13 protein-coding genes are annotated in these 14,621 nt (G+C 40.0%); 7 read left to right on the forward strand and 6 right to left on the reverse strand.

Annotated elements, in window-relative coordinates; translation table 11 throughout:
- Positions 1-37 precede the first annotated feature (37 nt).
- Positions 38-1,537 (forward strand): TraB/GumN family protein, encoded by a 1,500-nt coding sequence (locus tag ESA94_RS09140; RefSeq protein ID WP_129130579.1) that lies wholly within the window; start codon positions 38-40, stop codon positions 1,535-1,537.
- A 103-nt stretch (positions 1,538-1,640) separates the two neighbouring features.
- Here ESA94_RS09140 and ESA94_RS09145 read toward each other — a convergent pair whose 3' ends face one another.
- Complete coding sequence (locus ESA94_RS09145) at positions 1,641-2,615, reverse strand: deoxyhypusine synthase family protein (RefSeq protein ID WP_129130580.1); 975 nt, start codon at positions 2,613-2,615, stop codon at positions 1,641-1,643.
- A gap of 244 nt (positions 2,616-2,859) precedes the next feature.
- Positions 2,860-3,306, reverse strand: a complete 447-nt coding sequence (locus ESA94_RS09150; protein WP_129130581.1) for a hypothetical protein — start codon at positions 3,304-3,306, stop codon at positions 2,860-2,862.
- 228 nt (positions 3,307-3,534) lie between these two features.
- On the opposite strand from ESA94_RS09150, the gene ESA94_RS09155 reads away from it, so the two are divergent.
- Positions 3,535-4,362, forward strand: coding sequence for a hypothetical protein (locus ESA94_RS09155; RefSeq protein ID WP_129130582.1), 828 nt, complete (start codon positions 3,535-3,537; stop codon positions 4,360-4,362).
- Here ESA94_RS09155 and ESA94_RS09160 read toward each other — a convergent pair whose 3' ends face one another.
- The 3 genes from ESA94_RS09160 to ESA94_RS09170 all read right to left on the reverse strand — a co-directional run bounded on the left by ESA94_RS09160 (position 4,363) and on the right by ESA94_RS09170 (position 8,442).
- Complete coding sequence (locus tag ESA94_RS09160) at positions 4,363-6,102, reverse strand: N-acetylmuramoyl-L-alanine amidase (RefSeq protein WP_129130583.1); 1,740 nt, start codon at positions 6,100-6,102, stop codon at positions 4,363-4,365. It abuts the gene before it with no gap.
- Positions 6,103-6,177: 75 nt separating this feature from the next.
- Entirely contained in the window at positions 6,178-7,968 is a 1,791-nt protein-coding gene (locus tag ESA94_RS09165) for an acyl-CoA dehydrogenase family protein (RefSeq protein ID WP_129130584.1), read from the reverse strand.
- 33 nt (positions 7,969-8,001) lie between these two features.
- Entirely contained in the window at positions 8,002-8,442 is a 441-nt protein-coding gene (locus tag ESA94_RS09170) for a MarR family winged helix-turn-helix transcriptional regulator (RefSeq protein ID WP_129130585.1), read from the reverse strand.
- Positions 8,443-8,578: 136 nt separating this feature from the next.
- Here ESA94_RS09170 and ESA94_RS09175 point away from each other — a divergent pair, with 136 nt between their 5' ends.
- The 5 genes from ESA94_RS09175 (at position 8,579) to ESA94_RS09195 (ending at position 13,518) form a co-directional block, all read left to right on the forward strand.
- Positions 8,579-9,886 carry a DUF418 domain-containing protein gene (locus tag ESA94_RS09175; RefSeq protein WP_164972683.1) on the forward strand — a complete coding sequence of 436 codons (1,308 nt, stop codon included), beginning with the start codon at positions 8,579-8,581 and terminating at the stop codon, positions 9,884-9,886.
- Between the two features lie 94 nt (positions 9,887-9,980).
- Complete coding sequence (locus tag ESA94_RS09180) at positions 9,981-11,012, forward strand: radical SAM/SPASM domain-containing protein (protein ID WP_129130587.1); 1,032 nt, start codon at positions 9,981-9,983, stop codon at positions 11,010-11,012.
- Positions 11,013-11,123: 111 nt separating this feature from the next.
- Complete coding sequence (locus ESA94_RS09185) at positions 11,124-11,942, forward strand: CHRD domain-containing protein (RefSeq protein ID WP_129130588.1); 819 nt, start codon at positions 11,124-11,126, stop codon at positions 11,940-11,942.
- 82 nt (positions 11,943-12,024) lie between these two features.
- On the forward strand, positions 12,025-13,065 hold the full coding sequence (locus ESA94_RS09190) for an AI-2E family transporter (RefSeq protein WP_129130589.1): 1,041 nt from the start codon (positions 12,025-12,027) through the stop codon (positions 13,063-13,065).
- Positions 13,066-13,122: 57 nt separating this feature from the next.
- Positions 13,123-13,518: a GxxExxY protein gene (locus ESA94_RS09195; protein WP_129130590.1), complete on the forward strand. Its 396-nt coding sequence runs from the start codon at positions 13,123-13,125 to the stop codon at positions 13,516-13,518.
- A 36-nt stretch (positions 13,519-13,554) separates the two neighbouring features.
- Here the strand turns inward: ESA94_RS09195 and ESA94_RS09200 are convergent, their stop codons facing one another.
- Positions 13,555-14,601, reverse strand: coding sequence for an SO2930 family diheme c-type cytochrome (locus ESA94_RS09200; protein WP_129130591.1), 1,047 nt, complete (start codon positions 14,599-14,601; stop codon positions 13,555-13,557).
- Positions 14,602-14,621 lie beyond the last annotated feature (20 nt).

A 14,621-nucleotide genomic window follows, 5' to 3' on the forward strand; every position in this document is an offset into this window, starting at 1 on the left:
AATATTGAATTATATTGATTCTTCAAAATACCTATTCATGTTGAGAATATTTCTACTGATTGCCTTGCTTTTTGTATACACATCGAGTTTTTCTCAAGCATTTAGCAAAAGCGGTACAGACGATCTTTACTTATACAAAGGGACTGTGCTATACAAAGATGGTAACGGCTTCATTGCAAACGTGCAGAAGAATTTTGACTCAATCAGTGTATTGCTAAAATATGGCGAAATGTTTTTACGTGTGATCAGGAAGAAAGAGAATCAAGCATCAAAGACCGCAAAAGTCAATTCCGGCTTTCAGGCTAAAATGACAGACACTATAATTCGCCACATTTCCCAATTTCAACTTGACACTCTTTCTTATGGCAGAACAAAAGAACACACAAAGCAGGGGCAAAATCTCCACGGAAACAGTCTTGCCTATTTTCTTGAAAAGGACGATAGTGTTCGTGTAGAAGAAACATTTTATTTCAACAATTATGCTATTGTTATGAGCAATCACCTGGCTGAAGAATTCAGCATGCCGGTGTTGACGATCGAACGTGATTTCAATTTTTCAGATGAAGCAACTGACGAAGAGAATATTTCAATAATTGAAACCGGAGATATAAACTTTCCCTATGAAGTAAAAGTGCCAGAAACTTCTAAGAACAAAGTGTATCATAAAACATCCTCATACCTTCAGAGGCCTATAGCTGATAATTACAAAACCGGGAACTCCCAATTTTTTGCCATTATCAATAAGCAGACAAATGATACATCTTTTATTCTTGGCAGTATGCATGCAACAGAAGCGGCATTCTGGAATAAAAAGATTAATCAACCGGAAATACTTCAGCGCCTATTCTCTTGCAACGCATTGTATTTTGAAAGCATGTCAGATATTATTATAGACAGAGAAGATTCAACCAATAAAAGCACAACTACACAACTTAGAACATTGGAAAATGAACTAACATCACAACAAAAAGTTTTTTTTCGCCAGCAGTACAATACCTATCTGAAAGAATCGGGTATTGCTTATAATGATTTAATAACATTTCACCCTCTTGTGATTGGTAATATTTTTGGGGTTTCTTTTTTTGCTGAAAAAAATATTATTCTTGAGGAAATACTAAGCGCCACACTTCAAAAAGAGTTAATAAAGCAAGGAAGAATTGATTTTGATTTCAGAGGACTTGATTCAAATGAAGAAATTAGAGAGGTTAACAATTTCAGATGGAAATATTACACCCCGTCCTATCTGATAACTGAGTTGAAGGTGATGAAGTCTTATCTTAAATCAGTTTGGTTAGAGTATGAGAACGGTGATATCGAAAAACTAGCAGAATCTGTAAAAACTAAATACGGTACCTCTTTTTATTATAAGACTGTTGATAAGCGAAATGAAAACTGGCTACCCCGCATGATAGAAGGTATGAAACAAGAAAAATGCTTTTTTGTTGTAGGATCGGCACATCTAGGAGGCCCGCAAGGAATACTCCATTTGCTTAAAGAAAAAGGTTACTCTATTCTTCCTTTGAAATGGCTGAATTAAATAGCGACGACATGAAACATACACACCATTCGTTCCGTTTTAAATAACACAAACAAAAACCGCAGCAATAGCTGCGGTTTTTTAATAACAGTTCTGTTTATTATTACCAACCAAGAATCCATGCAAACATCAGTGGCGCTACAATTGTTGCATCACTTTCTACAATGAATTTTGGTGTGTTGATATCGAGTTTACCCCAAGTAATTTTTTCGTTGGGCACTGCACCACTGTACGAACCATACGATGTTGTTGAATCGCTGATTTGGCAGAAATAACTCCAGAAAGGAACATCGTGCCATTCAAGATCCTGGTACATCATCGGTACAACACAAATCGGGAAATCACCAGCAATACCACCACCAATCTGGAAGAAGCCAACACCTTTTCCATCGCTGTTCTGACGGTACCAATCGGCTAACCAAACCATGTATTCAATACCACTCTTCACTGTGCTTGCCTTCAGCTCGTTTTTAATTACATAGCTGGCAAAGATGTTACCGGTTGTACTGTCTTCCCAACCCGGCACCACAATTGGAATGTTTTTTTCTGCTGCTGCAACGATCCAGCTGTTCTTTGGATCGATCTCGTAATACTGTTCCAGATCGCCGCTTAAAACGGTTTTGTATAAAAACTCATGTGGGAAATAGCGTTCACCCTTTGCTTCTGCTTCCACCCACTGACGATGCAAGTGCTTTTGTAAACGACGGAAAGCTTCTTCTTCAGGAATACAGGTATCGGTTACACGGTTGTAATGGTTCTCTAACAGATCCCACTCGTCCTGTGGTGTAAGATCACGATAGTTGGGCACACGCTTGTAGTGACTGTGTGCAACAAGATTCATCACATCTTCTTCCAGGTTGGCACCTGTACAGCTAATGATCTGTACTTTATCCTGGCGGATCATTTCGGCCAGGCTTAAACCAAGTTCGGCAGTGCTCATAGCGCCTGCAAGGGTAACCATCATCTTACCACCCTCGTTCAGGTGTGTTTCATAACCTTTGGCTGCATCCATTAAAGCTGCTGCATTGAAATGACGGTAATGATGCTGGATAAATTGAGAAACGGGTCCTTTGTTCATTTTTTAATTTTTAAAAGTGACCGCCTTCAGATCCCGACCAAAGCGTCGGGAGACTTTGCGAATACCGGTAGTTAACTATCGGGAGCGCAAAATTAAAGGATTGTAGCAAGAACAGGTGGCTGTTTTTGTTATGCTTTCGTTGTGGCTTGTTGCAATATTGCAAAAGAAGAACGGACAGGTAAAAACAAAAAGCCCCCGTGTTAAACGGAGGCTGTTCCAAAACAACAAGCATATGGCTGCTTTGTTATACAGTTTTCTTTTTTGTTTTGCTGATGCGTGAATATTCGCCTGAAGCATACATTTTATAAACGCTTACACATTTATCGTCGTCAATTTTAACCAGGTAAAACAGTTCACCTTCTTTACTTATTTCAGCAATATTCAGTACTGTTTTATTGGCACCAAGTTCCTCAACTTTTTTTGTAGCGAGGAAGGTCATTTGCGAAGGTTGAATTGAACGTTGTGTCGCCTGGAGTTGTCCATCATCGGTATACCATGCAGTCATCCAGTCGTTATTAAACTTAAACGATACAAGATAGTAGCCGTCTTTTTGTGTCCAGTTAACTTCTTTTGCTGTGCTGAATTCTTTTTGAAATGCTTCTTTTGCTTTTTCGTTTTCTTTTGGTGAAGGAGAAGCCCAGGCTGAAGCAGTGATGACAACTGCTGTCAGCATTACAAAGATCTTTTTCATACAAACTATATTTTTAAGGTTTAATGATTAATGACTCTTTTACAGAAATCATTTTTTTGATGATGCAAACATATTTTTATGCCCGTTGCAGTGCAAGCAATTCGTGACAAAAGGCTGTTAACAGTACGTTCATAGTGATGAACGGATGCAACATGTGTAACACGGACATGCTAAAAAAAGAAAAACCTTTACAGTAAAGGGTTTCAGCTACTCTTAAAGAAATGATAAATGCCGACTGGCTTCACGAACGGCAAAACCAATATTGGGCGAGCGGAAAACGGTTTTACTGTTTTTTACATCGTCAACCCTTTTAAAAGTCGGTGCATTAAGATACTTTTGCTTAACAACACAATCGGTTTGCTAATCTGTAAATTTCATATACGCCGTTTTCTGTTTTTCTTCCTGTTAGTATCTATAGCAGCTTCCTGCAACTTAATGTTCAAGGTTTCTACAGGGTTTAGAAATCCTCAGGTGAGAGAAGATGCTGAAATTACCTATTTCATCAAAAAAAATAATCTTCCAACGAGCAACCACTATTTACTTAATGGAACAAATTACCTTGATCGAATGCCAAAGCTCGGCGGAATGCTTTATGGAATAGTTTGGCTTTTCGATAGTTCGGGTTCATTTTGTCGTGTTATGCCTAACACTGTTACAAGCAACATGCTAAGGAAATTAGAGTATGGACATGTCGCTGATTTTTCAAGAAGCTTTGCGATAAAACTTAATCTACTCGATTCTTCATCAAAGGCAAACATGCACAGGTTTTATTACACATTACATGTTGACAGCTTTTTATCAAAAACAACAAAGCTTGATGTGATTTCTCAAAAGTCAGAAGATCTAAAAGTCAAATACGATTTTACATTAGTTATTCCTTGGGCAATTTTTATGGGAAAGAAGGATCAGTTGCGAGCAATCAGGTCTTATTTAGAGGGAGTTGAAAAAAATCACACCTCAAGAATCAAGATCGTTTTTATTAACTATGACATTGGCTCAAACTTTGAAAATAAAAACGAGTTGGTTAAAAACTTTAAACTCACCCGCTATAAATAATTATTCTTGTTTTTCAGTTAGTTCCAGCCAATCTTTTATTCCCTGTACAATGGCATCGGCCATTTGTTTTCGGTAAGCAGGTGTAAGTACATTCATCTCATCTTCAGGATTGCTGATGAACAGGGTTTCCACCAATACATTGGGAAACTCGGTATAGCCATTTAAGATAAAGTTGAAATTGCCGACATTGCCGTATTCGCCTAAGCCCATTGCAAGCATACGCCGTAAGATGGTTTGCGTTAACGAACGGTACCCGATATGTTTATAGTAAGTACTTACTCCTTTTGTTGTAACAGGATCTGCACTGCTGTTTAAATGAATGCTCAACAGCAGATCGGGATTTTTTTCTTTGTAAAACGTGTAGCGATCGTGGTTATCGTAGGTTGTATCTTTTAATCGTGTGGTAATAACGCTTGCACCTTCGGCTTCAAGGGCAAATTGCAGTTCTTTTGAAATTGCCAGCGTCATGTCTTTCTCCATCGCACCCGTTAAACCAAACGCTCCCTTGTTAGTGCCACCATGCCCTGCGTCAACAGCAATTACCAGATCTTTCAACAAAAGACTTTTGGGTTTTCGCTTAACACGCACAACAAGCGTATTGCCGTTGTAATAAATACTGTGGCCCCAATGCTGTTGGTTTTTTAATTGAATGTTGATGCGGAAAATATCTTCGTCAAGTTGATTGTAGGTTACGTTTGCAATTTCATTGATGCTGCTCATTTGTGTGATCCAGTTGGTATTGGATGTTGCACCAAACACATCAACTGTTATGGTTGCAGGATTTACTTGCTGAAAAGTTTGATAGGCTAAACGTTCTGTAAGTGCAAGTGTAACATAATCGAAACTGCTGTCGCCCCAAACACGCATATTGCCCGTGATGGATGTTGCTGTATAGTTTTGTGCCAATACTGTTACATGTTCTTCTTCTATATAAGCTTGGCGGTTTTTGCTCAACTGCACACAATATTTATCGCCCACTTTACTTACCGCCTTTAATTTCACCAGCGAATCAACATAGCCCATCTTTGTTCCGCCAAGTCTGTCTTCCCCAAGTCCCAATAAGATGTACGGTATCTTTCCCTTTGTCTGTAACAATAACCCGTTTTCCGGCATAGTTGCAAAACTGTTTTTGCTGCTTGCTTCAACAGGATCGTTACCTTCTGCCCATACCATCAGTTTCAGCTTAGATGGTTTTGCAGTAAACAAATCATCATTCGGTTTTACAACGTACTCCAGCTGATAAACGCCTTTTACCCCATTTGAATCTTTAACAGGCAGCTCAATAAATTTTGTTCCGTTTTCGAGTTGCACCACAGCTCCGGGCAATGCTTTGGCTGTCATCTTTAATTTATCGCCGGGCTTCAGCAACAAATCGCCTTGCGGATCGATACGCCAGTAAGCGACCGTATTTGTTGTAAGTGCTTTTTCTTTTTCGGGTAATTGATACTTATAAAAGATGCGTTGTGTTTCTTTTGCTCCTTTTTCGTTTACAGCCTGCAGTAAAAAACTGGTATCACCTAATTGCAGTTTTAACTCAACTGCAAACGCACCGGTTGGCCAGACTTTTATTTCGTTGCCATTCATCGTTACAGTACAGGTTTTGCAGGTGAGTCCGGCAATGTATTGTTTAGCTGCAGTAACCGTATTTTGATTTTTTGTTGGTGTGCTTACACGCAGAAACACCTGTTGGGCAGTTGCTGTTTGTAAAATGAAAAGCGACAATATGGTGAGAAGCCTCATATAGTAAGTTGAATAAAAAATCCTTTGCAAATTAGCAAAGGATTTTTAATAGTTATGCCGATGAAACACGGCTTATTACAACGGATACTTTCCGTCGTTTCTCAGCTTCGCTACGATGCGCCTTCTTGCATCTTTTGTATTGAAAGGATCAACTTTTGTAAAACGTTTTAAGCCCAATAACATCATACGGTGTTCATCACCTTCTGCAAATGCATTGATGGCATCTTTACCAAACTTGTTAATGCGGTCTGCAGCATCGTACAAATATGTACGCATCATATCCAGTTCAAACGCACAGGCATTCTCGCCTTTTTCTGCAACCAGTTTAGCTGCACGCAGCAAGGCACTTTCTGCATTAAAGGTTTGAATGGCCATATCGGCAATATTCATCAACACCTCTTGTTCATGTTCAATCTTCATCATGAACTTTTGTACAGCAGCGCCCGCTGTAAGCATGATGGCTTTTTTGAAATTGGCAATTGCTTTGTACTCTTTTGCAAATGCTGTTTCATCATCGCTGCCAAAATCAGGAATGCTCATCAGTTCTTTCTGCACATTCATTGCTGCAGTCATAATATCCAAACGGCCTTTCATAGCACGCTTCAACACCATATCTACTGTTAACAGGCGATTGATCTCGTTTGTTCCTTCGTAAATACGGTTAATGCGGCTGTCACGGTAAGCTCTTGAAATATCATACTCATCACTAAACCCATTACCGCCGTGTACCTGCACACCTTCATCCACCACATAATCCAGCACTTCACTGCCATCTACTTTCAGCATTGCACATTCAATGGCATATTCTTCGGCAGCACCGAGCAACGCTTCGTTGAAAGGTTTGCCCGCTGCCAACAGTTCGTGTTCCTTATCATCGATCCATTTGCTGGTACGGTACAATGCGCTTTCGCAAACCCAGATACGGATGGCCATTTCTGCAAGTTTATGCTGAATAGCACCAAAGTTGAGAATGGGTTGTTTAAACTGTTCTCTTGTTGCTGCATACGTTAATGCAATATTGAGTGAACGTTTAGAACCACCCAATGCTGCAGCAGCTAACTTCAAACGACCGATATTGAGGATGTTGAAAGCAATGACGTGCCCTTTGCCAACTTCGCCCAGCAAATTTTCTACCGGCACTTTACAATCCTGGAAATAGAGTTGTACAGTTGATGAACCCTTGATGCCCATTTTATGTTCTTCCGAGCCCTGTGTAAATCCTTCCATGCCACGTTCAACAATAAACCCTGTAAAGTCTTTACCATCGATCTTTGCAAACACGGTGTATACATCAGCAAAACCACCATTGGTGATCCAGCATTTCTGTCCGTTTAAAATATAATACTTACCATCTTCACTTAACACAGCGGTTGTTTTTGCGCCTAACGCATCGCTGCCGCTGTTAGGTTCTGTTAAACCGTACGCACCTTTCCATTCGCCCGTTGCCAGCTTGGGAATATATTTTGCTTTTTGTTCGGGTGTACCAAAATAGAGAATGGGCAATGTGCCAATGCCTGTATGTGCAGCAACGGCCACAGAAAATGAATAGCCGCCACCCAATGCTTCATTCACCAATGTTGCCGTAATGAAATCTTTTCCAAGTCCGCCATACTCTTCCGGTGCAGATGTACCCAGTAAACCCTGTTCGCCGGCCTTATCCATCAGAGATGGCATCAACCCCTCTTCCATTTTATCGAGGCGTTGTACAACAGGCAAAACTTCGGTGTCAAGAAACGTAGCACACATTTCCTTTACCATCACCTGTTCTTCGTTAAAATTTTCGGGAATAAATGTTTCCTCAGGAGTGCCGGTCTTTATCAACCATTCGCCACCTTTTACTGTTGTTGCAATCGTTGCGGTGCTCATATCAATAGTATTTAAGATTTAGTGATTGAATGCTTATTTCAGATTATCGTACACAATCTGTAACACCTCCTTACAAATGTCCACCCTGTCTGCAGGTACGCCAATCAGTGCTTCATTCAATGTGTTGTTGGCCACCATCATGGTTTCTTCTTCCAGCTTACGACCCTGCTCCGTTAAAAACACCTGGTTAATTCGCCGGTCGTTTTTACTCGCAACCCGCTTCACCAGTTTCAGCTTTTCCAGGTTATCTACTAATCGTGTAATGCTCGGTTTATCTCTAAACGTGGCATTGCACAGCTCCTGCTGGCTAAGCCCATCGTTCTTCCATAAATGATACAATACACTCCATTGTTCAACGGTAATTTCAATACCGCCATGCTTCATATTCTTCTGCAAACGGCGTGCTATAGCGGTGCTGGCTTTGCCCGTCATGAAGCTGTATAGCTCGCCTTTTTTAAATTGGTTGTTTGGCATATAGTTGTTTATGCAACTACTCAAATATAATAATACTTCCCGAAAGCTGGCAAATTTTTTATTTAAAGAGTATCTTAATGTTCACTCCTGCCCTTCGCAAAGCTGCTCCCTTTTTCACTACCAAAACCAACCAATTATGTCTATTGCACAAGCTGCACCTGTATCGCAGGAAGAACGTATTGTACTTCTCGATTCGCTACGTGGCATTGCTATCCTCGGCATTTTATTAATGAACATTCCAGGCTTTGCACTTCCCGATCCTGTTCATCACGATCCTTCTGTTTTGAACGAATGGGGAACCGGTAATTACAAAGCGTGGTATTATATTGATTGGATACTCGAGGGTAGTCAACGTGCTTTGTTTTCGATGTTGTTTGGCGCCGGCATTATTTTGTTTGTAAGCAGGCAGGAACGAAAAACGGAAGGACTCTGGCCTGCTGATTATTTTTTCAGAAGACAATTATGGCTGCTTGTGTTTGGCTTGTTCAATGCCTTTGTGCTGCTTTGGTTTTGGGATATACTGTTTCAGTATGCCTGCTTTGGCATGCTTGCGTTTACATTTAGAAGATTAGCACCAAAAGGTTTATTTATTGCCGCATTTATTTCGCTTGTGTTAATGACAGTACGTGAAAATGTTGACGCTTACCGGGATTATAAAATGATAGCAAAAGGAGAAGCTATTGCAAAAATTGATACTACTGTTACCAAGCTTACCGATAAACAAAAAGAAGAGCTGGGCGCAATGACGGAGATGAAAGAAAAATCAACGCTCAAGGAAAAGAAAAAGAAAATGGAAAAGGGTCTTGCTTTGGTACGTGGCAACTACAGCGAGTTCTACCGTTACCAAAGCAACCGCAGTTTTGAAGGCGAGATCTTTTTTACCTATTTCGGTATTTGGGACATTCTTGTATTTCTCTTTCTGGGAATGGCATTTTATAAATCGGGCATAATAACCGGACAGGCCCCTGTTCGTACTTACCTTATTCTTTGCATTACAGGTCTTGGATTAGGATTATTGTTGTCATACTTCCGTTTACAACCATTGATCGTACATAAGTTTAACGGATTTGAAATTATGAAACGGCCGCATTTCGAGTTTTATGAAATCTCAAGAACATTCCGTTCCATAGGCATTTTTGGCTTGATCATGTTGCTGTACAAATCCGGATGGTTCAAATGGTTCTTTGCTTTGTTACGTCCTGTTGGTCAAATGGCATTCACCAATTACCTGATGCAATCTTTTCTTGTTGGCTTATTCTTTTACGGTGTTGGTTTTGGTATGTATGGAAAACTAAGCCGTTTTGAAATGTACTATGTTGTTGCCGGCACCTGGTTATTGCAAATTATCTGGAGCCATCTCTGGTTACGGTTCTTCCGCTTTGGACCGCTTGAGTGGTGCTGGCGCAGTTTAACGTACTGGAAGAGGCAGCCGTTTGTGAAGTAAAATAACAAAAGCCTGTTGCTAATGAAAGCAACAGGCTTTTTCTTAATTGAACTACTTATTCAAATACTGTAATTGCAGCTATCTTTGATGCTTCATGCCGCAATTACACCGCAACGATATACTCAACCTGTTTTCAAAAATTACTCCACGCCGTGCATGGAACATGACCAAAGTGTGGAGCAGTTATCAACTAAGCAGGTTGCTGAACAAACCGATCCAGTGGGGTTATCCTGTTTCCATTTCTTTTGAGCCAACTACAAGCTGTAATCTGCGTTGCCCTGAATGCCCGAGTGGTTTGCGTGAGTTTACAAGACCAACCGGAATGTTGCAGAAAAGTTTTTTTGAACAGACCATTGATGATATTCATAAAGACTTACTCTATCTTATTTTTTATTTCCAGGGCGAACCATTTTTGAATCCGGAGTTTTTACCGATGGTGAAATATGCATCGCAGAAAAAAATTTATACTGCTACATCTACCAATGCTCATTACCTCACCGAAGAAAAAGCAAAACAAACTGTTGAAAGCGGTTTGGACCGTTTAATCATTTCTATTGATGGTACTACACAGGATGTGTACCAGCAATACCGTGTAGGCGGCAAGCTTGATAAAGTAATTGCAGGTGCAAAGAACATCGTCAAGTGGAAAAAAGAACTGAACAGTAAAAAACCATTTGTGGTATTTCAGTTTTTAGTAGTGAAGCCCAATGAACATCAGCTGGAAGATGTAAAACAACTGGCAAAAGAAGTGGGTGTTGATGATGTATGGTTTAAAACGGCACAGGTATACGATTACGAGAACGATCCTAATCAATTGATACCAACGCTCAATAAATACAGTCGCTATAAAAAGAATGCAGATGGTTCTTACACTCCCAAGAATAAACTACAGAACCATTGCTGGAAGTTGTGGCATGCCAATGTGATTACATGGGATGGATTGGTAGTGCCCTGTTGCTTTGATAAAGATGCTATGCACCAGCTGGGTAATTTAAAAATGCAATCGTTCAAACAAGTGTGGCAGAACGATAATTACAAACAGTTCCGCCGTGAACTGATGACAAGCAGAAAAAATATCGACATCTGCGCCAACTGCAGCGAAGGATTAAAAGTATGGGAAGAATAAGTGCTGCACATATTCCTTTGCGGCACGGTTTCGGCTACCTCTTCTTTATCACATCAAACTAAATCCATCAATGTTGCTTTTTTCGTAAATGATAGCCTAAACATCATTTGTATGAAAAGTATAGCATTGAAATCTCTATTAGTAGTAGTAAGCCCCATAATATTATTCTCCTGCAAAAAAGAAAAAGCACCTTCTGTAACTATAGTAAAAGAATGGAACGTTTCGCTTAGTGCTAAATACGAAAATCCTGCTCCTGCAGGAAGAAATGAAACAGGCACTGCCAACTTTAAACTTATGAGCGACAATTCGCTCAGTTATAGTTTTTCTGTAATGGGCCTCGCAAGTGGCGATGCATTAACAGCTGCTCACTTTCATGTAGGTGATGCAGGTACTAACGGAGGGGTGATATTAAACTTCAACCCAACTTTTTCCGGCGCAGCTTCAAGCGGCACTGTTATGAATATCCGCCAAACATTAGTTGACAGTTTAAAAAGTAATGCGAACGAAATTTACTTCAATGTACATTCCACGCAAGTTGCTTCAGGTCTTGTACGTTCACAGATTAATACAAAAATTGACTTCGCTGCAGATATTGCATTAAGCGGAGCCAATGAAGTTCCTGCAGTAACAACAACTGCAACAGGAACAGCACGCATTCGTGTAACATCCGATAAAAAAATGTATTCCATTGTAACCGTAACCAACCTTGAGGCCGGCGATGCATTAACAGCTGCTCATATACACAGTGGTGCTGCAGGTGTTAATGGCGGAGTATTGATTGGTCTGGCATCAACTTCAGCCGATTTTGCAATTGCAAAAGTATTTATGCTAACCGACGCCATTTATAATTCTGTAAAAGCGGATGCACTCTATGTAAATGCACATTCTACATTACATGCAAGTGGTGTAGTGCGTGGACAAATAAGGTAACCAACAGCAACAATAAAAAAGAAAGCCGGGTTTAATGCCCGGCTTTTTGCGTTGCTAATAAAAGCTTTTGTAATTTCAACACATGGCATCATTCAGCAACCGTTTACGACAAATCATTCTTTTAGTTGTTTTAATTGCACTTGGCTTTTTGCTGGTAAAGGAGTTATATATTTTTCTTCCCGGTTTTTTAGGTGCAGTAACACTCTACATTCTCAGCAGAGGTTGGTATCGCTACTTAACTGTTCAACGCAAGTGGAATAAAAATGCAACCGCCACTTTGTTCATGTTTGGTTTTTTGATCATGATTGGTCTGCCGGTGTACTACATCATCAGCTTACTTTCTCCAAAAATCAGCGAAATATTCAGCCATTCCGATGAAGTGCTGCTTGGTTTAAAATCTGTTTCTGCTAAAATTCAGGAATGGACAGGGCAAGAATTATTTACCGATGCAAACATTGCCGAGCTGCAAAAGCGTATTGCTAATTTCTTTCCCGCTTTTTTAAACAGTACAGCCATGATTTTGTCTAACCTTGCAATGATGCTGTTTGTGTATTTCTTTATGCTTACCAATGGCAAAGCAATGGAAGCATCGTTCGATTATTTTTTACCACTCCACGAAAAAAACATCGACATACTCGGTAAAGAAACCATCAGCGTTGTTCGTGCAAACGCAATTGGTATTCCGCTTATCTCATTTATTCAAGGTGTGTTTGCAATGGTCGGTTACTGGATATTTGGCATTAAAGAACCTGTGCTGTGGGGTTTTATTACAGGTGTGTTTGCGTTCTTTCCCATCGTTGGTACAACACTTATCTGGGCACCGTTGGTGGTGTTTCTGTTTTCTCAGGGAAACACCGGACAGGGAATTGGTTTACTCATCTATAGTTTGCTTGTAACAGGCAATGTTGATTATCTCGCCCGCATTACATTAATGAAACGTCTCGGCGATGTGCATCCTCTTGTTACGGTTTTAGGCGTTATTGTTGGATTGAGTTTATTTGGTTTCTGGGGTTTCATCTTTGGACCATTACTTATCAGCTATTTTATGTTACTGTTTAAAATTTACACCAACGAGTTTGGGCCAATGCATGCAACAGATAGTCCACATGAGCATGGGAGCTAAGGGCTAAGAGTTTAAAGGAGGGAAAAGAGAAGAAAAAGAAAACACCAATTTACTTTTATGCATATTGATGAGCTAACTAACCTTGTAATTAATTTCTGTATTAAAATTCATACAAGAATTGGATCTGGCTGTTTTGAAAAAGTATATGAAGAGGTTCTTTATTACGAATTAATTAAAGCAGAAGTAAAAGTTGAACGGCAATTGCTGCTACCGATCAGCTACGAAGAGCTAACTATAAAAAGAGCTTATAAGCTTGATTTGTTAGTTGACGACAAACTGATTCTTGAGCTAAAATCTGTACATCCTCTTCCGTCTGTTTATTTCAATCAACTGCAAACACACCTTGTGCTTACAATCTTAAAACACGGTTTATTGCTAAATTTTAAAGTGCCACTTATGAAAGATGGTATCCACAGAGTGTTCAACAACAAAGGGAGAGAATTAATCGTGTAGAATGCTCTTCTTTACTCTTTTCCCTCCTTCAAACTCCTAGTTCTGCATTTCCTTTATCCACTTCGCAATCAACTCCATTCCTTCTTTATGAATCCTGTTTCTACCCAACTCCGGCATGGCGATACCCACATCAATACTGTTCATCCGATACAATAAAAAGGATTGATTGGGCTTACCCGGTTCAATAGCATATTTCAAGCCACCGCTTCCTCTTCCTGCCGCAACAGGTGTTTTGTAAATACCAAGTGGTGTTGGATTGGTTGTATGAATATCTAAAAACAAACCCGATGTGCTTGCCGGACCTTGCGGATTATGACAATGGCCACAATTGATATCGAGATATGCTCTTGCACGATCATTGACAGAACTGCTTTGCTCATCGTTCCATTTGGCGTTAGCAGGAATAGTGGTTGATGGAAGATCGATGATTGCATGCTGTTGCCAGTATTGCAATTGATTTTGTTTGCCACTTGTATATACATGATCGCCGTTGAGATGGCGTGCAGCAATACCAATCGGAAGAATTGTATCTCTTCGGCTGTGGCATCCTTTGCATTGTGGTTGATTGGGCACTACATACTTCGCTTTTATCTTCTTTCCTGCCGCATCAATGTATTCAACTGTAGTTATATCGCCGATGGGTTCAAACACAGCATCCGTTTGCTCTTCGTTCCAGATGTATTGATAGGTATGCCAGCCATCCTGCATATGTGCCAGCAAACGTGTTTCAATAATTCTGCGGCCCAGTTCAGGCTTGCGTACATCATGGTAGAAATAAAAGTTTTTGATGAGTACTGTACCCAGCGGCATTTCAAACACATTGTTTGCATTGTAGCTGATCTTTTTTCCTGCAGGAACTTTGATGAAACGTAGTTTCTCCGCATAATCGCTGAAGAGTGGAGTGTTCAAATCGTATGGAAGAATGTTCTCAGCAGGTTGCAGTTGTTTCAATTCACCTTTGAAGAAACTGTATTCGCTGAGGTTTTCGTGGAATTGAAAATACGGATCGCTTTGTTTATTGCTGAAGGATAACACAACAAACATGCAGGTGATTACAAGAGTGATAATAGTCAGCTTCTTCATAGTTTGAAAATAAAAAATTC

Origin of the sequence: Lacibacter luteus, from assembly GCF_004118265.1 — a bacterium.
Lineage (GTDB): Bacteria > Bacteroidota > Bacteroidia > Chitinophagales > Chitinophagaceae > Lacibacter > Lacibacter luteus.

Bases quoted from the DNA above. Each gene is read 5' to 3' on its own strand.
- ESA94_RS09140 (WP_129130579.1), top strand. From the start codon at position 38: ATGTTGAGAATATTTCTACTGATTGCCTTGCTTTTTGTATACACATCG.
- ESA94_RS09145 (WP_129130580.1), bottom strand. From the start codon at position 2,615: ATGAACAAAGGACCCGTTTCTCAATTTATCCAGCATCATTACCGTCAT.
- ESA94_RS09150 (WP_129130581.1), bottom strand. From the start codon at position 3,306: ATGAAAAAGATCTTTGTAATGCTGACAGCAGTTGTCATCACTGCTTCA.
- ESA94_RS09155 (WP_129130582.1), top strand. From the start codon at position 3,535: ATGCCGACTGGCTTCACGAACGGCAAAACCAATATTGGGCGAGCGGAA.
- ESA94_RS09160 (WP_129130583.1), bottom strand. From the start codon at position 6,102: ATGAGGCTTCTCACCATATTGTCGCTTTTCATTTTACAAACAGCAACT.
- ESA94_RS09165 (WP_129130584.1), bottom strand. From the start codon at position 7,968: ATGAGCACCGCAACGATTGCAACAACAGTAAAAGGTGGCGAATGGTTG.
- ESA94_RS09170 (WP_129130585.1), bottom strand. From the start codon at position 8,442: ATGCCAAACAACCAATTTAAAAAAGGCGAGCTATACAGCTTCATGACG.
- ESA94_RS09175 (WP_164972683.1), top strand. From the start codon at position 8,579: ATGTCTATTGCACAAGCTGCACCTGTATCGCAGGAAGAACGTATTGTA.
- ESA94_RS09180 (WP_129130587.1), top strand. From the start codon at position 9,981: ATGCCGCAATTACACCGCAACGATATACTCAACCTGTTTTCAAAAATT.
- ESA94_RS09185 (WP_129130588.1), top strand. From the start codon at position 11,124: ATGAAAAGTATAGCATTGAAATCTCTATTAGTAGTAGTAAGCCCCATA.
- ESA94_RS09190 (WP_129130589.1), top strand. From the start codon at position 12,025: ATGGCATCATTCAGCAACCGTTTACGACAAATCATTCTTTTAGTTGTT.
- ESA94_RS09195 (WP_129130590.1), top strand. From the start codon at position 13,123: ATGCATATTGATGAGCTAACTAACCTTGTAATTAATTTCTGTATTAAA.
- ESA94_RS09200 (WP_129130591.1), bottom strand. From the start codon at position 14,601: ATGAAGAAGCTGACTATTATCACTCTTGTAATCACCTGCATGTTTGTT.